Here is a 21,354-nt window from a genome sequence, read left to right on the forward strand (position 1 = left end):
CGCTCAGGTGAGATCGTTCACCGTCGCACCGGGCGCGCTCATCTTCACCGACTGGATGCCGGCCTCGCGCGCGGTCACCGACGAATACGTTTCGCTGGTGCCGATGATCTGGCTGTTGGCCGCCTTCAGGTTGAACATCGGCGCCCCGTTGTTGGCGTTCCTGCGCGTGTAACGCGTGTCCAGCGGCGCATTCTCGCGCACCGATTCGATCCCGTTCAGTGCGTTCTGTCTGCTGGTGTAGCGCTCGCTGGACAGCAGCGTTTCGCCGTTGCCGGCCTTCAGCGTGAAGTGGAACTGATCCCCTGAGCGTTTCAGGTCATAGCGTGCTGCCATAGCGGATATCCCCTGGTTGATCGGTCGGTACCCCGGACGTAAGGCATGAGCCTTTTACGACAGGCTCGCGCATTCAATCAGGGAATGCCTCAGCAGCGGGTAGGGAAAGTCCGTTACAGCGCTCAGCGCACCTGCAGCGTCATCATGAAGTAGCGGCCCAGCGGATCATCCAGCCCCGGCGCCAGCCCGCCGTTGCCGCTCAGGTAGTTGACCGGCGGCGCGTCCCACAGGTTGTGCACATCCAGCGCCAGCAGCACGCGCGGCCCCAGCTGGCGGCCCACGTGCAGGTTCCAGCGCAGCTGGTCGGGGTTGTGGCAACGGCCCTGCTCGCGCTGCGTGGCCGGGCAGGCGTCACCCGGCAGCCACGCGCGGGTGCGGCCCACGTAATTGGCGCGCAGCGCGAGGTCCCAGCGGTCGCTCTGCCACTGCGTGGTAAGCACCGCCGACAGCGTGGGCGTGGCATGTCCGCGCAGGTCGACCGTCTCGCCGTGCGCGCGGTGGCGGCGCAGCGTCTGCTGGCGCAGCGCATCCAGCGATACCCGCCACGGCCCCTCGGCCGACCGGCCGAACCGGTAGTCGCCGCGCAACACCCAGTTGCGCGACACCGTGCGGCCGATGTTGTCGAACGACAGTCGCAGCGCCTGCAGCCGGCCGGCGTCATCCAGCACCCAGGTGGCGCGGTTCCAGAACGCATCGGCCGGGTGCAGGTCCAGGATCTCGTTGCGCAGGTCGACCACATTGCCGGTCAGCGACAGCGACAGGTCCTCGCGTGGCGACCACACCACCCCCAGCGAATGGCTGCGTGTGGTTTCCGGATCGAGGGCGCTGTTCTCCACCACGCCCACGTCCACCACGCAGCCCTGCGCGGCGGTGATCGCACACCGGGGCAGGGCGTTGGAGGTGGGCAGCACCACCTGGCCGAAGTAGCCGGGCGGGCGCCGGCGCTCGAACAGGCTGGGCGCGCGGTAGCCACGGCCACTGGACCACAGCAGCGACCATTGCTCGGACGGCGTCCAGCGCAGCCCGGCACGCGGCGAGAACGCGGTGTCATCGCCATCGCGGTCCAGCCGGGCCGCCACGTCCAGGCGCAGGGTATCGGTGAATGGCAAGCCCAGTTCGGCGTAGGCGGCGTTGGACAGGCGCGACAGTCGCCGGTGCTCCACCGGCAGTCCCAGTGCCAGCTCGCCGTCGCCGATCAACGCGTCCGGGTGCGCGCTCCAGGCCTCGTGGCGCAGGTCCAGGCCGGTGGCCAGTTGCACCGGGCCGCCGGGCCATTGCGCCAGATCGCGCTGCAGTCCCGCCCACGCCTGCCACTGGTCGGTGCGGCCGCGGTTGCGGATGGCCGGGAACAGATGCTCGGCCAGCGGCGCGGTCAGCGCGTTGAAGCCGGGCAGGAAGCCCTGCTGGGCCGCCTCGTACAGGCGCTGGGTGCGCACCGTGCCGGCCGTGTGGAGCGACACGGCGCTGTGCTGGCGACTGATCCCGGCGTCCCAGTTGCGGCCCGCCTGGTCGCGGCCCACGCCCACGGTGACGTCGGCTGTAGTGGCCTCCACACGTGGGCGCACGCTGCCGCCTTCCTGGAACACATAGTTGAACAGCAGTCCTTCGCCGATGCGCAGCGCGGCCGCGGTCGGCCCGAGTTCGAAGCACTGCCGGTCCTCGCTGCCGCGCACTTCGGCAAACGCGTAGTGGCCGTCGCCGAACGCATGCCGGTAGCGTCCGTACGCGGCCACGGTGGTGGCCGCCGGCTGCAGCGAGCGGCCACGCGAACTGTCGAACCAGCAGCCGTCCGCATCGCGCTGCAACGGCGCCGCACAGCGCGTTGCCGGCAGGTACAGGCCGCTGTCGGTCAACAGGCCGATCGGGTAGCGCTCCTGTTCCACATGCCACGCGCGGCTGTCGCCGGCCAACGGCTGTACCCGCTGCAGATCAATGCCGGCAAACCAGCGGTCGCCGTTGGCGCGGGTGGCGCCGGTGGCCAGCTGCACGCGCTGCTGGTCGCCATCGCCACGGCTGCTCACGCCCGACTGCAGCATCGCTTCGGGACCGTCGGCCTGCTCGCGCAGGATGATGTTGACCACCCCGGACATCGCGTCGGCGCCGTAGATGGCCGACGCTCCGCCGCGCACCAGTTCGATGCGCTCGACGAAGCTCAGCGGGATGCCGCCCAGGTCGGTCAGCGCGCCCTGTTCCAGTGACACCATCGGGTAGCGCGGCAGACGTCGGCCGTTGACCAGGAACAGCGTCGCACGCGGCCCCATCCCATGCAGGCTGGTGGTCGCCGCCGCGCCCACCGGCAGGTACAGCGAATCGCCCCCGCGCGAGGTTGCCAGCGGCGGATGGCCGTTCATGCCGGGCAGGTGCCGCAGCAGATCGAACAGCGAGCCGTAGCCGCTGCGCAGCATCTCATCGCGCTCGATCACCACCACCGGCAGCGAGGCCTGCACCGAACTGCGCGGCAAGCGGCTGCCGGTGACATGCACCGGCGCCATCTCGACCTGCGCACCCAGCACCGGTGACGGGGCTGGGGCAGGGCGCCGTCGCGCGGGCACCGGTGCCGGTGCGACGGCAACGCGGCGCACCACGAACACGCCCTGGGTCGTCTGCAGCACGTGGACCGGCAACCCGGTGACCAGGCGGGCCAACGCCGCATCGTCCTCCAGCGTGGCGTCCAGCCCGGGGGTGGTCAGGCCGGCCAGCTCGGCGGCATCGAACAGCAGCACCCGCTGGCTCTGCCGCGCCCACTGCTGCAGGGCCGGCGCGAGCGGGCCGCGCGGAATGTGGTAGCCGACATCGGCGCGTTCGCGCGCGCCCACCGGTGGGATCAGTGTCCACGACAGCGCGCACGACATCGCCACGACGAACACGCGCCATCGCAGCCACCGCCACCGTCGTTGCCCCCCCCGTACGGCCATCGACGTCAGTGCCGGCGGCGCAGTTCCAGCGCGCCGTCGGCGCGCTGTTGTCCGGTGATCGACCAGCCCTGTTCCAGCGCGGCGAGCAGGCCCGCACGATCCTCCGCACGGAACGTACCGCTGACCGCCAGCGCCGCGATCGCCGGATCGGCGATCACCATCGGCGTGGCGTGGTAGCGGTTCATGCGTTCCACCACGGTCTGCAGCGGCGTCGCGTCGAAGACCAGCCGGCCATCCAGCCAGGCATCGGCCGTGCCCTGGGGCAGCGTGGGGCCGGGCGTGATCTGCCCCGATGCCTGCACCTGCAGCTGCTGGCCCGGCTGCGACAGCATCAGGTGTCCGCCCTGCGTGCCGTCGCTGCGCACCTCCACCGCGCCGTCCAGCAGCGCCACGTCGATGCGGTTGTCCTGCCAGCGTTCCACCTGGAAGGTGGTGCCGATGTCCTCAATGGTGCTGTTGCCCGCCTGCACCCGCAGCGGCCTGCGCGATGGAGCCACCTGCAGCTGGATGCGACCGCGGTCCAGCGCGATGTGGCGCTGCCGCAGCCCGAACCGGGTGGTCATCGCCGCGCCGGCATCCAGCGTGACCCGGCTGCCATCGGCCAGCGTGCGCTGCTGCGGCAGATGCGTTGCGTTGGCATAGTGCTGCGGCGTGGGCTGCCCATCCGTCACCCATGCCCAGACTAGGCCAACGGCCAGGCACAGGCTGGCGGCAATCGCCACGGCAGGCAGCCATCGCGCACGGCGCGGGCGCGCACTCCGCGCCGTGCCGGCACGCACCCACGGATCATTGGCCAGCTGGCCCATCTGTTGATGCAGCGTTTCGGCCTGCACCCAGGCGCGCACATGCCCCGGGTCTTCGGCCAGCCAGTGTTCGAACGCATCGCGTTCGGCACGGCTGCAATCCGGCGCCTCCAGTCGTGCCACCCAATGGGCGGCCTGGTTGAATGCCGGTTCGTCGCGGCGGTGCGTGGCAGCCCGCATCAGGTGTCTCCGTCCTGGCCGAAGGTGTCGGGGCCCAGTTCCTGGCGCAGTCCCTGCAGGGCGCGGGCAATGTGTTTTTCCACCGTCTTGGCGGTAATGCCCCGGTGGCGGGCGATCTGCGCATAGCTCATGCCGCTGATCCGGTTGAGCAGGTACACCTCGCGGCAGCGCTCGGGCAGCTTGAACAGCGCCTGCCGCAACAGGGACAGCATCTGCCCGGACTCGGCCTGGCGCAGCGGTCCCGGAGCGGTGCAGAGCGGTTCGGCCGCGCCATCGCCGTCGGCCAGTGGCAGGTGCGTGCGCGCGTGTGGTGACCGCCCGCGGTCGGCCAGCCGGTTGCGCGCAATCCGGTACAGCAGCAGGCGCAGTTCTTCGCTGCCATGCGACTGGTAGCGGATCAGCCGTTCCATGCAGTCCTGGGCGATGTCCTCGGCGTCGTCCGCACTGGCCCCCCGCGCGCGCAGGAAGGCGCACAGCGGCGCGCGCTCGTCCCGCACGAACGCGGCGAACGGCTCGGGCCGCGGCAGCGGTTCCGGGTCGTAGCGCAGCAGGGGGGACGGAGCGGACAGAACGGAACCTCGAACGGCAACGATCACGGGCATCCCGAGTATTACGCGACGTTGACAGGATGTGAAAGGCCGAAAGTGCCACCCTTTGAAAATGAATGCGTTCATTTTTATGTCGATGCCCGACTGGGGGAGATCGTCGTTACGCCACGTTCTGCACAGGTCCCGCGCGATGCGGGGTAGGACCTTTTCTGGAGAGAAAGCATGAAGCAATCGGTGTTGAGTGTGGCGTTGGCCGGCCTGCTGGGCGTGGCGGCGATGGGCGCGGCGGGTGAAGCCGCCGCGATGAGCTACCACGTACAGGGCGATCGGATCTTCCTCAGCGGCGGCGTGACCTACGCCGACGTGGTCTCGCTGCCGGCGCTGCTGGCCAAGGCGCAGGCCGAAGGGCGTCCGATCCGTGAAGTGGTGCTGCGCACCTCCAACGGCGGCGCGCTGATTGCCGGTGAGTGGCTGCAGGGCGTGATCCGCACGGCCGGCCTGAACACCATCGTGTCCGGCCACTGCATTTCCTCGTGCTCCATCATGCAGTCCGGTGGCGTCGAACGTTACATGGCCGGCGACCTGCCGACCGTTGATTCGGTGCAGATCCACGCCGCCAGCAGTGGCGGCAAGGTGATCTACACGCCGTCGGCGCGCATGACCGAGATCTACACCGGCAACTACGGTGGTGGCATGGATGCCGGCCTGCTGCGCAAGGCGATGTACGAAGTGGTGCAGCCCAACGGCCTGCTGGTGTTCTCCGATCCGGCGCGCACCCGCGGCAACTCGGTGAGCTTCGATCCGGACGGGTCCGGCGCCAAGCGCGTGACCTTCGCCGGCGAGGACATGTTCAACAACAACATCATGACCTCGGCCGAATACCGCGCCCCGGGCGACACGCTCAACGTGACCGCCAACGTCTCCGGCGACATCAACGCCGGCTACCTGCGCACCGGCCGCCAGCTGCAGACGTTCGTCGATGACGATTTCGCGCGCTGGAACACCGACTGGCAGTCCACCTACATCAATCTGGCGCAGTCCATCTACAACGCGTCCAGCCGCGGGCCCAACGGCATCGGTCCGGACTCGGTGCAGGACTATCTCAGCGACCCCGGCATCCAGGCCCTGCTGCTGTCCAAGCTGCGCCTGAATGATCTCGCCGCATCCACCCTCGACGATTCGATGGGCGTCATCCGCGTCACCAACGGTGCCGTGTGGCGCACCGCCGCCACCACCGGCGCGGACTTCATGCTGGTCGACAACGGCACCATCGCCCTGGAAGGCGGCGCTCTGCGCGCGGCTGAAGTGCGCGTCATGCAGACCAGCATGCTGGTCGGTCATGGCGACATCGCCTCGCCGGCAATGGACCTCAACGCACTGGCCGAGGGCAGCGGCCCGTCGTGGCGCGAAGACGGCTTCAACCGTCTGCGCGTGTACGGCACCCTGATGCCGCGCGGCGGCGATCTGGTCACCCACGGCTACGTCAACATCATGCCGGGCGGCAAGGTCCTGTTCGACGTCACCGAGAACGGCGGCGCCGCCAACGGCCGCCTGCGCGTCGGCACCTTCTTCGACGACGAGCAGATCGACGGCGCCCTGGTGATCTCGCCCGGTGCGCACCTGGAACTGAACGTCGCGCGCGGCTACTACGACGGCAGCTACCGTCGCGACCTGGTCACCGGCCCCATCTACCAGGACGGCTTCCAGGATGTGGTGCGCCTGGGCGACACCGGCTACACCGCCAGCATCGCCGAGGGCGAGGTGTTCCGCCCGCGCCACAACTCGCTGCTGAGCTTCAACGTCGTGCAGAGCGCCAACGGCCTGTCGCTGACCGCCAACCCGGGCTTCGACCAGCTCGGCCTGTTCGCCAACGCCACCTCCGGCGACGGCCTGGGCCGCGCGCTCGCCAGTGCCGCCACCGGCAACGCCGCCGGCCTCAAGCCGCTGCTGGCCTCGCTGCAGTTCTCCGACCGCGACGTGATCGCACAGCAGGCCGGCGGCCTGCGCGGCGACAGCCACGCCACCCTGCGCCTGGCCGACACCGCCCTGGTGGGCAGCATCGGCAACGTCGTGCAGCAGCACCAGTTCGACATGCGCAGCAGCGGCGGCGACGCCGACGGCCTGGCCGCGCAGGCCGCACAGGCCGCCTCCGCGCAGCCGGGCATGGGCAATGGCAGCCTGTTCAACCAGCTGGCAATGCACCTGGTGCAGCCGGCCGGCGACACCGGCAGCGCCGGCACCGCTGGCGACCGTCGCAGCGTTGGCATGTGGGGCCGCGGGTTCGGCAGCCAGGGGCGCATCGATGCCAATGGCGGCGTGGCCGGCCTGACCCACACCACCGGCGGCATCGTGCTCGGCGCCGACACGCGCCTGGCCGATGACAAGGTCACCCTGGGCGTCAGCGTCGCCGCAGCGGAGATGTCCACCAAGGGTCGCGACGGCACCGGCTTCAGCGGTGACGTGCGCGCGCTGGACGTGGGCGGCTACCTGGATGCCGCGTATTCGCGCGGCTACCTGTCGGCCTCGCTGCGCTACACCGACCTGCGTCACGACACGCACCGCAGCATCGTGGGTATCGAAGGCCTGGAAGCGCCCCTGCGCGCCAAGTACGACAGCGACGCGCTGTCGGCCCGCCTGGAGCACGGTTTCTCGTTCACCACGGCCCGCGGCCTGGTGGTCCAGCCGCTTCTGCCTGTAGTCGACTACGCTCGCCTGTCCAACGTCCGCTTCAACGAAGGGCAGGGCGCCGGCGCCCTGGCCGGCCGCAGCGACAGCCTGGAGAGCATCCGCGTGGGTGCCGGCCTGCAGCTGTTCAAGACCTTCGAGGGCCGCAAGGGCGAGCGCATCACCCCGCACGCCCGCGTGCTGTGGCAGAAGGAGCTGGGCGACACCCAGGCCCAGTTCAGCACCGGCTTCGCGGCCGCGCCGGACCTGGTCTTCGGTTCGACCAGCCAGTCGGTGGGCGAGCAGGTCCTGAGCTGGAACGTCGGCGTCATCAGCCGCGCCAGCGAGCGCCTGTCGATCATGATCGACTACGTCGGCGAGCGCCGGGACGGCCAGGACCAGAACGGCGTGATGCTGGGCCTGGGCTACCGCTTCTGAGCCCAGGGGCGTCCGGGCAATTGACCGCCCGGACGCCCGGCCTTAGAATTGCCAGCTCAGCCGGAATAGCTCAGTTGGTAGAGCGGCGCATTCGTAATGCGTAGGTCGTAGGTTCGATTCCTATTTCCGGCACCAGTTGTAATGAAAAGCCCCGGCCTTGGCCGGGGCTTTTTGTTTGGGTGCGTTGGAGGTCGTTGATGGGAAAGGGATTCGCTGCGAGCTGCTCATTGGTGGGCATCCGTGCTGCCCTCTACGAATGGTTCGCTTCCGCTCCAGCTTCTCCGTTCACTTGGGATGCTCCGGCTTCATGGCGACTTACAAGAGCAACGAAGATGCTCTTTGCGAGGCCCGATGGCAGAGGCTGGTCCCGGGAACAAATGGGAGCTGCTGGCAGAAATTGACTTCTTTCTGGCGAAGATCGTCATGGCACTGCTCGCGGGATCGTTGGAGCGCCCGCAATTGAAACTCGGAAGCCACGTTGGTTGAGGCTCTCAAATGTCTTTGTAAGGTTCACCTTGCTGAAAAACGGTAGGTTCTGCTTGAGTGTTGCGCTCGCTTCGCCAAGAACCAAGAAGACGATCTCATAGTCTGCGGATTTGAGGGAATTCAAGGGAATCAGATCTCTTGCCGCCGGATTCACGTTTCGCAGCACTGTCCGAGCCTTCTTGCGAAATCCCTTGTCGCCAAGCATGATCTCTGCAGCTACGCCTCCCTGTGCAAAGAGGTGGCTAAGTCCCGCAGAGCCTCCCTTCCGATGTTTAACGTGGATAAGGTGCTTGGTTGGAGATAGGAGGTCGCACAGCTCAATGGCAGTTGTCGTGCGGTCCGTCTTAACGAGTTTTTTGTCCAGCAAATAGTAGCCATTTGCCGCAGCTGATCGGATGTTGTAATCGCCCTCTGCTTCAATCTTAGGCTTGCCATTGTCTTCCCAAGTCTCTACTGCCGGGAATGGAAGCTGACAAAGGGGGATGTGAGTCAACATCTCGGTGATTCGACCGATGAATGTCGCATCGATTTCATACCACTTACCGTCGAAGATGATCTTTGTCTTGTCACCTTCCGTGATTTCAAAGTAGACGCATCGATACACTGAGTGTTCAGTGACGTTGCCGTCGACGTCGTGGACAAAGAGACGGTCCCGCTTGACTGCCTCTATGCTTAGTTTCGGAAGGTCATCAACATTGTTGAGATAGTCGGCGGGATCAATGACGGGTTGTAGGCCCTTCTTGTTTCGAGTGAAGCTAAATCCCAGGATTGAGTCCCATGCTCCTATCTCTGGCAGGGTGATCATCAGCCTGTCGCTGCGCGCGTGCATGGCCGCGATCAATAGTTCGTCAAGTCTCTTAATTTCTGTTTCGTCTTTGAGCCTGCGTACGTTATCGACCCAGGAAAACGACGTCTTATAGGTGTCGCTGTCATAGTAATTCTTGATGCGGCGGTTCAGTGCCGGCAGCTCAGAGGGTTCCATCTCGATGCCAAAGGAGAAGCCGGCGTCTCCTCCAGCGATCTGCACAAGGTCTATGCCCCTTCTGGGCACACCTGTCACTGCGCGGAGAACGTCTCTTAAGATATCGATTCCAAAAACGCTGACCTCTGAGTCTCGAGCAGCCTGGGACTTCTTTTGGACGGGCTGATCTTCAAGGGTGTGAAGATCGACACTCCGCAGTGACTTCTCGTCTAGCGTATTGAGCGCGGTGCGTAGCCCGAAGTCCTGGACGAACAACGACTGCTCAATGAGGTATCGCCCGTATCCGAAAGTGAATGCGAATACATCGTCATCCACTCGTAGAAGCAAAACAGCTGAGCTGGATCTATTTGCGAGTCCTGGAACATCTATGCCACCAATTTCATCAAGAAATGAGCCCCAAGTCGGTCTCTTCTCATCGCTCTTCTTCACGAAGAGAGTGCCGTCCAAGCCTAGGGCGCCCGCTATCGGATATTCATCTACAGGCGCTGCAGTGAGAAGATTGGCCAGTTTTGTGCCTTTCGCCAGTGGCTTTGCCATAAAAAGGTTGAGTCGGCGATATCCTTTTGCCATTTGTTGTGACTCTTGTGCTCTATGAAGGGTCTTCTGCGTGAATTTCCTGCGGGCGCCAGAGGATATGGCTACTTGCTCCAATGACCAAGTACCCATTCCCATTGATGGGTCGAGTAATCCCATCGCCAGTGCGCACGTACCCATTTGGTCTTTCCAAATGGTCGAAATGTCTGGATGTTCTGGGGCCGATCCGGTGGCTTGGGGGGCTTAGGGGGATGGATCTTTCGTATGGTCATAAATCGACTCTCCTATTTCGGAATGGGAGTAGATCGCAACGACTGAAGCTGAGGCGCTTGGCTCTGCGGGAGCTGGTTGGAATCGGCCAAGTTATCGGCCTTATGTCAGAAAGTGTGATGGCGGTCAAGTTGCCAGTTCGATAGGTCCTTGCGTGGGTATCTCGGCAGACGCGAGGCTGCGGACGATCCGCATCCAAACACCGCCTCGCATCCTGTCCTAAGTTGGCCTTATCGCCACTTACGGACGCTCCGCCCGATGTCATCTGCCCTCACCAAGCGCATCGTTCTTACAGCAGAAGCCCGTGATCGCCCCTATGAGCTTAGGGACGCTCAGGTTCGCGGCCTGATCCTGCGTGTGCAGCCAACAGGGCACAAGGCTTGGATCGTGACCTGGGCGCACGGTAAGCGTCGTACCTTGGGTTCGGTCGAACATCTGTCACTTGATCAGGCCCGGGACCAAGCCCGGCAAGCGGTCGCTGAGTACGTTCAGTCCGGATTGCCGACACTCGCAAAGTCCAAGCCCACCAGTTGCACGCTTGAAACACTGCTCAATGACCACTTTGAACCTTGGGCGATAGCTGAGCTCAAGGGTGGTCGTCAGTACCCGGACCGCATCCGATCGGTGTTCCCGTGGCTTTTACGCCGTCAAATCACTGAGATCGACGTGCCCACAATGGAGCGATGGTGGCGCGGGCGTGTCACTGGCCCTGATGCCGTCACCAAGGCTACCGCAGCGCGCGACTTTGCTTGCCTACGGTCTGCCTTGTCGCGGGCGGTTGAGTGGAAGCTGATCGAGACTAACCCCCTCATGGGTATGCGTCAGCGATCAGCAGCGAGCCGCAAGGTCGTACGGTTCCTGTCCCCTGATGAGGAGGCGATGCTCCGAGCCGCGCTCGCAGCGCGCGATCTTGCTGGTGTAGAGGGCAGGGCGAACGCCAATGCTGCTCGTCGCCGGTATCGGCAGGCGGTTCTGCCTGATTTGCCGATGGACGGGTACGTTGATCACCTGACCCCGGTGGTTCTTACAGCCATGAACACCGGTATGAGACGGGGTGAGCTGCTGTCGATGACATGGGCCGACATCAACTGGGAAGCAAAGATGCTCACCATCCAGGCGGAGAACGCCAAGTCCGGCAGGCAGCGTCACATCCCTCTTAACGTCGAAGCCATGGAAGTCCTGCAGCGTTGGGCGGGTCAAGCGGTCGAGCGACGCGCGGGCAAGGTATTCGAGGTGAGCGACATCAAGAAGGGGTGGGGCAGGCTGATCACTGACGCCCGCATCGAGCAGTTCCGGTTCCATGACCTGCGGCATCACTTCGCATCGAGGCTGGTGCGGGCAGGGGTGGACTTGAACACTGTGCGAGAGCTACTGGGGCATGCGGATATAACTATGACTCTACGTTACGCCCACTTGGCCCCGGACACTTTGGCGGCGGCAGTTGCCAAGCTGGCGGCGTGAAGCTCTCAGTCGGGCTGCTGCCCGGCCAAGCGCTCAAGCTCCTCTCGCACCCTGTGCCGCTCTGGGGGCGGGAGCTTCACGAAGGCCAAGATTGCGGCAGCCAGGTCATCGTCCTCAGCGAAGAGGTATGCGACGGGTATATCAAGTGCGCTGGCAAGCTCTGCGGCCTTGGTCATATCCGCTTGATTTCGCTCTCGCTCGTACCTGTTGATCAGCACGGCACCTCGGTTCTTGTCCTGATCCTTATCCACCAGCGCCCCCAGCGCGCGCTGGGACAGCCCTCGCAGCGCTCGAGCTTCGGAGAGCCGCTTGGAAAACGTAGCAGTGATGACTTGGGGCGAGGGCACGCGGAGGTAACGGTGTGTGAACTTGCAGGAGCATGGGCCATATACCTATTCAGTAGAAGTCATTACCATTGCGGTATATAGCGTTGCACGCGGTGTGACCGGTCGCAAGGGGTGGCCGGGCCCGTCAGCGCTCAGTCGGGGACGTTGGGATGAAGAACAGGATTACGCTTGCTGCCGTCATGTCGTTGATGCTGACTGCTGTTGCCCCGGGAGAAGTCGTAGCCCAGGAGCAGCGCTCATACGACCGTTTCAAGGATCGAACCTCCTACGAGGCCAAAGTGGAGCTATCGGAGCTGTCGAAGACCAGCAGGGGCATTTCTCTGAGCCTGCACAGCGTAGTAGACGGAGACCGCGCTGTAACGAAGTCGGACTCTTTCACCGTCTCGGCCATCCTCACCTTCAACATGTCCTATGACGTCCGCTGCGCCGGTACAGGCTTTGACATGCTCGTGGACGGAAGGGCTGTTTCGCTTCCCAGCGACATGCCCGCCTTCAATCGATACGAGTACGCAATCCTTTCGTTCGGCAAGAAGATGACCTTGGCAGAAGCAGGGGCCTTCACCGGTGCCAACAGGATCGAGGTCCGGGTCTGCGATACCGAATACAGCCTGGACGATGAGCAACGCGCTGCATTGCGTGATCTGGTCAAGGGCGCTCAGGTGGGTAGTCCAACGGGTGGCTGATGTCGGAAACCCCAGTGCATCCAATCATGGAGGAGAGAACATGCAAACCAGTGATCCAGCAACTAACCTTTATCAATGCCCGGCTTGCCGTGCTGCCATCCCCTCGGGTAGATCATCCGCGAAGTGTCCTAAGTGCTATGCGGACCTGCCCAAGGCAATTGTTGAATCGAATCGTGCGAGCGCGAACGCCCGGGAAGAGCGTGGCTCGACAGTGGCGTGTGTGGCATTGGGACTAGTTGCACTCGCAATTGGGCTCTACTTCCTGATCAACCCCTCAGCAAGCGGTTACGGCAACATTGCCAACATGCATGCGCTCGCAGTAGGTCAAGCACTTACAATCGCTGGAGCTGTGCTGCTTGGCTTGGGCATTCGCCCTCGCTGAGCAACTCGATTTGCCGCAACCAGGCCCGCTGATGGCAACGTCAGTGGGCCTTCTTTATGCTAGCTGAGGTGTCACCTGGCTACTGTCTCAGCCACCGGGCTAGCTGCGCAGAATAGACGCTCTAGGATCGCTCTGTCGGCCGATCTGGGGCTGCCCGAGGGCTGTCGATGCAGGGGTGTAGCGACCCTGTCAGGCTAGCGTTGTGCAGCGATTGGTGCGCATTGGCGAACGACGGGTTCTAATTGTGTGCGTGGATAATCCGTATCCAAAGCACGAAGTCCTAGATGGTTCGCGAAGGACGCGTTACCTAGCTGCCGTAGTGGGGTACCGGAATCGATCACTCCATACAGCTGTGATCATTCGAGCTCAGCCCTCCTTCGGGACTCAGCAACTCTGGACTGTTGATGGTTATTTGCAACTGCATTCTTGGTTGACTGCTTTGAGAGGGTGCGCATGTACGCCGCTCGATGCCCCTCTTTGCGCTCGTGTTCACGCGTCAAGTTCAGCTTATCAATGGCCTTCAGAAGCTGGCTTTTGCCGCTAGGCGATAGTGCCTCGCTAAGATTTTCAAAGGTGTCCTCCCAGGCTACCTTCCCTCCAGCGAGCTTAGAGTGCCCGAATGATGTAATCGCAAGTCTCTTGGCCCGGGCATCAATAGACGTTTCTGACACCATCCTTTTGCGTATCAGACGCCCAACAAGTACAGACATCGATGCTGGCGTGGTGCCAATCATTCGAGCGAGGCTCGCGCGTGTCATCGGATATGCGTTGGCACCTTGTGCCCGCTCGATAGCCTCTAGCGCCAGGAATCCAGTGAGGGATAGGTCGTATTCCTTGAGGCGGACTTCAAGGTCGCTAGTCAGCCCATTGGCAAGTATCAATAGTGCCCTGAACTCAGGATGCGGCAGTTGGCTCATGCCACATCCTAGGATGGTGGACTGGTTGAATTCAATGGGTCCGCCACTTACTTGCTTGGCAACCTTGTTTCCAGTGACGGCAATTCCGCAGTCGCTAGCAACTAGGAGAACTATCATGCACAAGCACAACAATATTGATCGCTCCATCTGCCTCTTCGCTGCGCAGCGTGAGGGCAGGGACGCGCTGCACGCCGCGCAGAGCGCAATTTCTGAAAAGATCATGGGCGGTGAGCAGCTTGTCGTGGATAAGGTGTGCGAAATCCATCGCGCCTCCACCTACAGCGAGATGACTGCATTCGAGGCCACTGCCGAGTTTGCCAGCAGGCTGCAGCTCAACACGGGTGCCACTGACCGTCGCTACGACCTGCGTGTATGCGATGCCTCGATGTTTCGCGCAATTTGGAAGGCTCGCCAGTTGGTTGACATGACCGGTATCAACTACCGCGACTACGTTCAGCGTGCTGTGACCTTCCTGCGCCACTGCGGCAAGAAGCGCATCACTCCCGCAATGCTTGTCTCTGCTGAAGTGCAGCTGCACGTGATGGAGCTCGACGCCGTCAGTCGCTGAGGTCCGAGCCGGTAGCGGCCCATGGCGACCATGTTGGGTGCGGAGGGGCCCCTCTGCGCCTAACGGCACTAAGGAGCGTGATGGCTAGGGATGGCCTGGGACCAGGTGAAGTTCAGGCTGTCACATTTGGCGATAGCGCCATCCAACCGCTTGGCGGCCGTTCCCTCATCTGACTCGCGTCATCCATTGCGCGCCCGCAGCGGAAACGTCCGGGCGCGCCGTGCGCTAGTGAACATAAGAAGACCGGCGATTTCATCGGCCCGGTCGGTATAACACTGTCTTTATCGAGGAGGGAAGGAGAATGGCTAGGAACAAGAAGTCAGGCGCGACGGGCGGGAAGGCAAAGATAAAACGGCCTAACCCAGCCCGAAAGAAGGCGTCTGCGAAGAACATGATGGAGGCGCAGAGCAGGGATGCCTCGTATCAACGCGCGCTGAAGTCGGCTGATCCCGTGAAGCGACAGGTGGGAGAGCTGGTCTTCCAGCGCACGTACATCGATAAAGGCTTGCTTGCCAAAGAGGCATTGTTGCTGCGCACCCGTTGGATCGGGAACCGCTACATGTCCCCGGTGCAGGCCACGCAGGCGTTCACGGAGGCATATATCGCTGCGTACCGTGCTGCTTGGGCGCGTCACTTTGACCATTCCGAAGCGCCGCGCAAGCAGCCCTGTACGCCAAGTCTCGCGTTGAACGACAGGTCGGTTATTACCAGCTTGTGGCGGGCCCGTCAGAAGGCTGACGAACTGGGAATGCCGTACGATCTGTTCTGCGAGATCGTCATGGAACGATGGATCGTGGGCCGGAAGGCGAAGCGCCCACCATTGCCAAACCAGCTGATTTCCGGGAAGTTGTTCGGCGCATGGATGCGGGGACACCCCACCTGGGCTGAGACTGGTGAACGGTTGTTCTCGCCCGCTTGGGATCGGCGCTTCTTTATGGAGCCGTCTGGAGAAGATCCCGTGCATGCTGCGGCAATGCGGGCATTGAGTGCCGATGTGCTGCATGCAAAGGACCGCCCCGCCCGATTGGCGCGGTATCTTGGGGCTGGTGGACCGCTGACAGAGGCGCGTGCCAAGGCGATGTTTGAAGAAGACATGGTCCGGGATGCGCTGGCGATGGTCGCCGTGCCTGCTGAGGTCAACGAAGCGCCTGAAGGATACGTTCCGGCGTGCATCGGCAATCGTCACGACGTGCGGGATATGCCGTGTCACAACTGCCCATTCGCTGTGCAGTGCTCGAGCGTAAAGCGGAAGGTGACACGCGCGCTGAACGCGGCAGGCGTCTCAGGCGATCCCCGTGCGGACAGGAGGCGTGAGCAGAACCGGAACAGCCAGCGCAAGCATCGCGAGGAGCAACGGCGAAAACTAGCTGCATAGCGAGCGCCAATAGGATCTTACGCGCGCGAACGAGCTTGCTTGTCAGCAGCCCCATAAGAGCTATAAATCAAGAGCAACTACCTTCTCTTTGAGAAGGTAGATATTTATTGGGATGCCAACGTTGATGTCCCGTGACTGGTCCCATCGGTACTCGGCCTTCGGCCCTCGCACCTCGGGTCCAGATGCGCGCCCCTTCGGGGACGCGCAGAAAATTATAGCCGGGGTTGTGTGGAGAGCGCGCCTCGGAGTCATTGAGGATGACCTGTAAGCCTCTGTGTTGAATCCCACCGGTGTTTGCGTAGGGGTGTCGCTGGCCGGTCCTGCGGCGCGCTCAGCGAGCTTCTGGTGAGCCCTGGCGAGCATCCTGCAGGCCGCTTATGAGCGCAACCTCCCGGCAATCACTGTGATGCATAGATTGCTCGCCCATGTATGCAGTGTTTGTAACGATCCACATGACACATGGTCGATTCGATGGCTACCCGGATGATCATGTCGATTGTTGTGAACCGCAGTTGTCATTGATCCACCGCGAAATTGGCCAAGAGGTTGCACGGGGACTTGGTCGTGGAAGCGCGCTTTGGAGGTCCCGCATGCGGATGTAAAGCGCATACGAAGCGCTATCAAAGTCCATGTGCCCTAAGCCTAACGTGCAACGTGTGGGCGGCGGTGTACGAGCTCGTGCCTGCAACCGCAAGACGTGGTGGCCATGTGTGAAGCGTACGGTGGTGTTCGATCTTGTACGGGCGGTAAAGAATGTGTTCCTTTCAAGTCTCATCCCCTGCGACCGATATGCTCAAGGATGCATAAAACAATCAGCGGGACGGCTACATGGATCGTTGGACGTGGATGATGGTAAGGATGTATGCGCCCGCACTTGGGGTCTTGGCGCTGGGGTTGCTGCTGATGCTGCCGTTGGGAATGCTCCGGGAGAGTCCGGTGCTTGCAGGGGTGTATGCGATGGCGCGATGGCTCCCTGCGTTGGCTATCGCGGTATCGGTCACCCTTGCACTTGTCGCTACTCTAAGGCTTTGGCGCTGGGATCAAGGGCGCAGCGCTTTGGTTTGCGAATGCGGTGGCTTACTGGGGCGGGAGCGTCCTGGGCGTTTTGGTGCATATCGAAAGTGTCTCGCCTGCAACCGTAACGTCAATGAGAGGTACTACACGTAGATTCGGTCTCGAGGCGCGTACACCGCAAGCCGCTGTCCGCCTTGAAAGTAGGTGTGAGTCCAACCTGGCTTTCCATGGGGCTTCACGGGCCCGAATCGGCTCAAAGTGACGGCTACTTGGCTTACAAGGCACTTATCGGCACCCTGGTTGCCAGTTGGGGTTGGCTAAGCCATTGATCCAAAAGGACGCCTGACCATCTGTGGTGCCATGAGTAACTGCATCAGTACTGCAAGGCTCCTTGAATTGGTTGCCCAGCATTCGATGTGAAGGTATCTTCACGAACACGCCCTGTCTTGGGCTCGGCTCAACTTTGATGCTGCGGTTCTGAGGATTACACCGGTTTCTGCTGGACGGACCGCTGAGGGGAAGGGGCGCTAGATGCGCTGGCCTGTATTTGATGGCTATGTTCAAAAATATCAAGGAATGAAATGTCTGCGTATGCTTTCTGGAACAACAAAGGTGGGGTCGGGAAGAGTTTTCTCTGCTTTTTGGCTGCTTGCGAGTACGCGCATAGAAATCCGAGCGCTGACGTCTATGTGATTGACCTGTGTCCGCAGGCAAATGTCTCCGAGATGATTCTCGGAGGGCAGGATAAAGGTGGTGCGGCGCTGCGGGGACACCTCGCTAATCCGGCATACAGGCGGAGCGTAGGCGGTTACCTTGAGCAGAGATTGAACTCGCCATTTCAACCGACCGGGGATGCTCATAAGTACGTCGTGAAGGCGCACGAGCACAACGCTAAAATTCCGAAGAACCTAGGGCTGGTGTGCGGAGATAACTTGGTTGAGGTGCTCGGGGAGGCAGTAAGGCAAACATCTCAATTGTCCGTCCCATTTGATGCGTGGCGTAAAGTTATCGGGTGGATCGATGATCTGAAGAATGAGATCGCCGAGAACAGTTTAGGTGACGCAGTTTTCTTCATTGATTGCAATCCTAGTTTTGCTGTCTATACCCAGCTTGCCATTGCCGCATCCGACTACCTTATTGTTCCGTTCACTGCGGATGAAAGTTCCCGGCGTGGAATGGAGAATATTATCGCTCTGCTGTATGGGCAGGGGGATGATTACCTGGCAAACTTCTCGAGACTAAGCTTCTTCAAAAGAGCGAAGGAGGAGGGGGTCTCCTTGCCAAAGCTCCATACGTTCATATCGAACAAGGGGATCGTTTTTGATGGGAAGCCAAGTAAGGCTTCTAAGGCGGCAAACACCGCAATCATCAAGACAGTTGAATCAGTGAGGTTGAAGCACCGTTCAATATTCGCCTATCCTGGCGTTTCTGCGAAGGGGCGTTTTGTCGACTTCCCTGACTATCATGCAGCGGCAATTGTGTCTTCTCTGAGTGGTCTGCCAATGCATCAGCTGAAGGCTGGTCCAAAGGTCATCAATGGTCAGCGGATTCAGGTAAACCCTAGCCCTCTTGCCAAGTACAACGCTGCGCTGGAAGCGCTTGTTGAGGAGCTCTAAATGCCCTCGGCTTCTAAGGTGGAGTACGACGCACATCGTCGGCGTGCTGATCTAATCGTAAAGCACGCTGGATCTCTCGTAAAAGCCTCGATGGCGGAGGACAAGGCCATCCTTTTACATGCTGCGCTTGCGGCTCATGTCGCAGCTTGGGACGCTTATATAAAAGCCGTGGTCATGAAGAAGTATCATAGTGTCGGCCGCGACCAAGATGCGGGATACGCTCAGCTGCGTTCGATCGCGGAAGATCGAGCGAAGGAGGCTGCGAAGAAGTTAAATACGCCTAACGCGGATAACGTAAGGGGATTTTTTCTTCAGTGTTCGCAATTCGATCCTTGGCCAAACTGGGCGAACATCAAATTCGGATCTGAGGTTCTGTCCTCTTCACTTAACGTGCGAGAGCGGGTTGATCAGGTCTTAAAGGTGCGCCACAGCTTCTCGCACGGATTTCCCATGCCTGTATTCGAATGGAATCAGGGGCAGGACGGTGCGACAAAGCTTAACGTCGCAATCTTGAAAAGTGTCTCCGGGTTCTTCGCTGCATTGGTTGACAGGACCGATGTTGCCTACTCGAACCACATATCTACAACTTTCGCGATTCAGCGGCCGTGGTAGAGCTTCGTTGCATGGACTGGCTGCGTTGATGCGCTCTTTGGACGAAGGTTTGTTCGCTTGGCGCATATTTCGGGGGGCAATTGGAAGTTGTGTCTGTCGCGAGCTTGCTGTAAGCGGCGCTTTGTCTTCGATCAGTCGATGTGGTGTGCTTGATGATCTCAAGCCCGGCATTCCGCGATTTATCTGCCCGGCTTAGGCCGCACTTACGGCCGACTCTTTAGGTTCGGCCGTGATGCTGGGATACGTCCGGTCACTCGTTCGAAAAGCTGTTGCCAGTGCTCTGCAAGCTTTGGTGCAGGACGGTGTGGTACTTGTCGTTTCTGTGCGCTACCGGAACTACCCTGGTTGACGTTGTTGCGTGAGGTAGAGCGGCGCATTCGTAATGCGTAGGTCGCAGGTTCGACTCCTGTTTCCGGCACCATGTACATCAAGCACTTAGGCCGCCTTCGGGCGGCCTAAGTGCTTTTCAAGGATGCGCACGAACACGGTTTGAGCACGAATGCTCAGTTCCCGTGTGACTTCTTGCCTTTGCGCGCCTTCGCTGAAGATGAGTTGCCGCGCAGATCCAGGTACTGCGCGAGTAGGTTCTGAGGCGCAATTCCGAGTGCCTCGGCGAACTCGACCAGCTCCACGGCATCGATACGCCGCTCGCCGCGCTCGCATTTCGAGACGAAGGTCTGTGTGTTGCCCAATCGGCTCGCCAGATCAACCTGTGACACTCCCGCGCGCTTACGAGCCGCCTTTAGGACGGCTAGCAAAAGCTGGTAGTCGGAATTGTGGGTCGATTGAGGCATCGTGCGATGACTTGATGGTCATCACACGCTAAAGTTCGGATTGGAATAGTCCAAAATGGACTATTCATCAATGAGCAAGCGAGTGCATATGAAGCGGATATGGGTTCTTTTGGTCGTCTTGGTTGGCCTAGCCTGGATCGGAACGAAAGTTGTGCCTGGCAGCAAGCCCGCAGTTGCTGATGCGCCTAAGGCCGTGGCCGGGCCGTCGCCTAACCAAGTCGAGGCGCCTGCGCTGGCGGACTCTGAGCCGGAGCACCCCATGACGGCCGCGGAGAAGAAGGCAAAGCAGGAGAAGTGGTTCGGCGCCGAGACGATTGTGGCTGCCGAGCGCGCGGTGAGGGGCGAGCTGAAGGACCCGGACACCGCGCAGTTCCGGGACGTGCGCGCCAACTACTCCGAGGATTTCGGCGTGGTCGCCTGTGGTCGGGTCAACGCAAAGAACGACTTCGGCGGGTACACAGGGTTCCGACGCTTCGTGTCGGGCGGCAAAAGCGTGATCCTTGAGGGGCGGGACAACTTTGCTGACGCTTGGGTTGGGGCGTGCTTGTAGCACGCCCCAAGAGCTAAACGTCCTTTCGTGCCACCCACTGGGTATGTTCCCGCGAGAAAGCATTCTCGGCATCGCCGACGAACAGCGAGAACTTCTCATCCGTCTCAGGGAGCAGGGACTGCTCCCTGATTAGGCCGATCTCGTGCGCCGCGAGCGCATAGGAGGCTGCAAGCTCAGAGAACCTTTTGGCCTGCATCCAACTCAAGATGCTGGCCGCCATCGCCACGAACACGTCCGTGGGCCAGAATGGTTGCGCCACGTAGACCATGCGCAACACCGCACAGACAACGGCGATGGCGTTCACTGCGATCAGCGCCCAGAAGAAGTAGCGGGACATGCGTCGATTGAAGGCCGCCTTCTTCGCGTACCAGGTGAGCTGGTCCTTGATTCGACAGTTCGCGTAGGTCGCCCGGCGTTCGTCCAGTGATCGAGCGCGCATCTGTTCCATCACCGAGGTGAATTGCGCCTCGTCGAGATACTCGGTCAACGACTGGCAGACTTCCTTGTTCTGCTCGACGATCTGCTTGAGAGTCTGGCGGAAATCGCTGCGGGCGGTCGCATCGTCGCGTTGGAAAGGCTCAGCCCGGCAGACATACCGCCACGTAATGGTCTTGATCGACTCGGCCACTGCCCGTCCCGCGTACCAGAATCGATCCGGGCGCATCGCAAACAAGTAGATCGAGCAGCCGAGGGCACCAAGCAGTGCGAGGAGCTGGAGTGCCGCGACGGACCAGTGCGGAATGCTGACGAGCGACAAGACCGCTGCAACTACCAGCGTTATCAGGTGCACCCTCAGCGCCCGGAAGAAATGGCGCTGAGATGTTAGGGACAGGTCGTCTGCCGATCGGTAAAGGGCGGGAAAGTCCTGCTCTTGCACGTAAC

16 protein-coding genes and 1 tRNA gene are annotated in these 21,354 nt (G+C 61.7%); 9 read left to right on the forward strand and 8 right to left on the reverse strand.

Translation table 11 applies throughout. The features are described from left to right. Positions 1–3 precede the first annotated feature (3 nt). The 4 genes from ACPEH8_RS10135 to ACPEH8_RS10150 form a co-directional block, all read right to left on the reverse strand. Complete coding sequence (locus tag ACPEH8_RS10135) at positions 4–333, reverse strand: YegP family protein (RefSeq protein WP_017354914.1); 330 nt, start codon at positions 331–333, stop codon at positions 4–6. Between the two features lie 122 nt (positions 334–455). Further along, positions 456–3,185: a TonB-dependent receptor plug domain-containing protein gene (locus ACPEH8_RS10140; RefSeq protein WP_423666677.1), complete on the reverse strand. Its 2,730-nt coding sequence runs from the start codon at positions 3,183–3,185 to the stop codon at positions 456–458. Between the two features lie 68 nt (positions 3,186–3,253). Continuing rightward, positions 3,254–4,231 carry a FecR family protein gene (locus ACPEH8_RS10145; protein ID WP_153164482.1) on the reverse strand — a complete coding sequence of 326 codons (978 nt, stop codon included), beginning with the start codon at positions 4,229–4,231 and terminating at the stop codon, positions 3,254–3,256. Beyond that, the gene (locus ACPEH8_RS10150; protein WP_017356264.1) at positions 4,231–4,833 is read right to left on the reverse strand and encodes a sigma-70 family RNA polymerase sigma factor; all 603 of its coding nucleotides are present in this window, start codon (positions 4,831–4,833) and stop codon (positions 4,231–4,233) included. The genes ACPEH8_RS10145 and ACPEH8_RS10150 overlap by 1 nt, the downstream gene beginning before the upstream one ends. Positions 4,834–5,001: 168 nt before the next feature. On the opposite strand from ACPEH8_RS10150, the gene ACPEH8_RS10155 reads away from it, so the two are divergent. After that, positions 5,002–7,881: an autotransporter domain-containing protein gene (locus ACPEH8_RS10155; protein ID WP_423666627.1), complete on the forward strand. Its 2,880-nt coding sequence runs from the start codon at positions 5,002–5,004 to the stop codon at positions 7,879–7,881. Between the two features lie 59 nt (positions 7,882–7,940). After that, positions 7,941–8,016 (forward strand) — tRNA-Thr (locus ACPEH8_RS10160). Positions 8,017–8,302: 286 nt separating this feature from the next. Here ACPEH8_RS10160 and ACPEH8_RS10165 read toward each other — a convergent pair. Continuing rightward, entirely contained in the window at positions 8,303–9,886 is a 1,584-nt protein-coding gene (locus tag ACPEH8_RS10165) for a TIGR04141 family sporadically distributed protein (protein WP_423666629.1), read from the reverse strand. Between the two features lie 525 nt (positions 9,887–10,411). Here ACPEH8_RS10165 and ACPEH8_RS10170 point away from each other — a divergent pair. After that, positions 10,412–11,614, forward strand: coding sequence for a tyrosine-type recombinase/integrase (locus tag ACPEH8_RS10170; protein ID WP_423666631.1), 1,203 nt, complete (start codon positions 10,412–10,414; stop codon positions 11,612–11,614). 496 nt (positions 11,615–12,110) lie between these two features. Then, complete coding sequence (locus ACPEH8_RS10175; protein ID WP_180855548.1) at positions 12,111–12,644, forward strand: hypothetical protein; 534 nt, start codon at positions 12,111–12,113, stop codon at positions 12,642–12,644. A 738-nt stretch (positions 12,645–13,382) separates the two neighbouring features. Here the strand turns inward: ACPEH8_RS10175 and ACPEH8_RS10180 are convergent. Further along, entirely contained in the window at positions 13,383–13,943 is a 561-nt protein-coding gene (locus ACPEH8_RS10180; RefSeq protein ID WP_423666633.1) for a MarR family winged helix-turn-helix transcriptional regulator, read from the reverse strand. A gap of 115 nt (positions 13,944–14,058) precedes the next feature. Between ACPEH8_RS10180 and ACPEH8_RS10185 the strand changes: the two genes are divergently transcribed. The 4 genes from ACPEH8_RS10185 (at position 14,059) to ACPEH8_RS10200 (ending at position 19,128) form a co-directional block, all read left to right on the forward strand. Then, on the forward strand, positions 14,059–14,511 hold the full coding sequence (locus tag ACPEH8_RS10185; RefSeq protein WP_423666635.1) for a hypothetical protein: 453 nt from the start codon (positions 14,059–14,061) through the stop codon (positions 14,509–14,511). A gap of 301 nt (positions 14,512–14,812) precedes the next feature. Continuing rightward, positions 14,813–15,886 (forward strand): hypothetical protein, encoded by a 1,074-nt coding sequence (locus ACPEH8_RS10190; protein WP_423666637.1) that lies wholly within the window; start codon positions 14,813–14,815, stop codon positions 15,884–15,886. A gap of 1,595 nt (positions 15,887–17,481) precedes the next feature. Beyond that, positions 17,482–18,516 carry a ParA family protein gene (locus ACPEH8_RS10195; RefSeq protein ID WP_423666639.1) on the forward strand — a complete coding sequence of 345 codons (1,035 nt, stop codon included), beginning with the start codon at positions 17,482–17,484 and terminating at the stop codon, positions 18,514–18,516. Further along, entirely contained in the window at positions 18,517–19,128 is a 612-nt protein-coding gene (locus tag ACPEH8_RS10200; RefSeq protein WP_423666641.1) for a hypothetical protein, read from the forward strand. Between the two features lie 503 nt (positions 19,129–19,631). Here the strand turns inward: ACPEH8_RS10200 and ACPEH8_RS10205 are convergent. Beyond that, positions 19,632–19,922, reverse strand: a complete 291-nt coding sequence (locus ACPEH8_RS10205; protein WP_423666643.1) for a helix-turn-helix domain-containing protein — start codon at positions 19,920–19,922, stop codon at positions 19,632–19,634. Between the two features lie 70 nt (positions 19,923–19,992). Here ACPEH8_RS10205 and ACPEH8_RS10210 point away from each other — a divergent pair, with 70 nt between their 5' ends. Then, the gene (locus tag ACPEH8_RS10210) at positions 19,993–20,472 is read left to right on the forward strand and encodes a hypothetical protein (RefSeq protein ID WP_423666645.1); all 480 of its coding nucleotides are present in this window, start codon (positions 19,993–19,995) and stop codon (positions 20,470–20,472) included. Positions 20,473–20,485: 13 nt separating this feature from the next. On the opposite strand, the gene ACPEH8_RS10215 is transcribed toward ACPEH8_RS10210, so the two are convergent. Next, positions 20,486–21,349 carry a DUF4231 domain-containing protein gene (locus ACPEH8_RS10215; RefSeq protein ID WP_423666647.1) on the reverse strand — a complete coding sequence of 288 codons (864 nt, stop codon included), beginning with the start codon at positions 21,347–21,349 and terminating at the stop codon, positions 20,486–20,488. Positions 21,350–21,354 lie beyond the last annotated feature (5 nt).

Source organism: Stenotrophomonas sp. NPDC077461 (genome assembly GCF_049545475.1).
In the GTDB taxonomy this organism is placed as follows: Bacteria; Pseudomonadota; Gammaproteobacteria; order Xanthomonadales; family Xanthomonadaceae; genus Stenotrophomonas; species Stenotrophomonas nematodicola.

Bases quoted from the DNA above. Each gene is read 5' to 3' on its own strand.
- ACPEH8_RS10145 (WP_153164482.1), bottom strand. From the start codon at position 4,231: ATGCGGGCTGCCACGCACCGCCGCGACGAACCGGCATTCAACCAGGCC.
- ACPEH8_RS10150 (WP_017356264.1), bottom strand. From the start codon at position 4,833: ATGCCCGTGATCGTTGCCGTTCGAGGTTCCGTTCTGTCCGCTCCGTCC.
- ACPEH8_RS10190 (WP_423666637.1), top strand. From the start codon at position 14,813: ATGGCTAGGAACAAGAAGTCAGGCGCGACGGGCGGGAAGGCAAAGATA.
- ACPEH8_RS10210 (WP_423666645.1), top strand. From the start codon at position 19,993: ATGAGCAAGCGAGTGCATATGAAGCGGATATGGGTTCTTTTGGTCGTC.
- ACPEH8_RS10195 (WP_423666639.1), top strand. From the start codon at position 17,482: ATGTCTGCGTATGCTTTCTGGAACAACAAAGGTGGGGTCGGGAAGAGT.
- ACPEH8_RS10135 (WP_017354914.1), bottom strand. From the start codon at position 333: ATGGCAGCACGCTATGACCTGAAACGCTCAGGGGATCAGTTCCACTTC.
- ACPEH8_RS10180 (WP_423666633.1), bottom strand. From the start codon at position 13,943: ATGAGCCAACTGCCGCATCCTGAGTTCAGGGCACTATTGATACTTGCC.
- ACPEH8_RS10140 (WP_423666677.1), bottom strand. From the start codon at position 3,185: ATGTCGTGCGCGCTGTCGTGGACACTGATCCCACCGGTGGGCGCGCGC.
- ACPEH8_RS10200 (WP_423666641.1), top strand. From the start codon at position 18,517: ATGCCCTCGGCTTCTAAGGTGGAGTACGACGCACATCGTCGGCGTGCT.
- ACPEH8_RS10205 (WP_423666643.1), bottom strand. From the start codon at position 19,922: ATGCCTCAATCGACCCACAATTCCGACTACCAGCTTTTGCTAGCCGTC.
- ACPEH8_RS10185 (WP_423666635.1), top strand. From the start codon at position 14,059: ATGCACAAGCACAACAATATTGATCGCTCCATCTGCCTCTTCGCTGCG.
- ACPEH8_RS10165 (WP_423666629.1), bottom strand. From the start codon at position 9,886: ATGGCAAAGCCACTGGCGAAAGGCACAAAACTGGCCAATCTTCTCACT.
- ACPEH8_RS10175 (WP_180855548.1), top strand. From the start codon at position 12,111: ATGAAGAACAGGATTACGCTTGCTGCCGTCATGTCGTTGATGCTGACT.
- ACPEH8_RS10155 (WP_423666627.1), top strand. From the start codon at position 5,002: ATGAAGCAATCGGTGTTGAGTGTGGCGTTGGCCGGCCTGCTGGGCGTG.
- ACPEH8_RS10170 (WP_423666631.1), top strand. From the start codon at position 10,412: ATGTCATCTGCCCTCACCAAGCGCATCGTTCTTACAGCAGAAGCCCGT.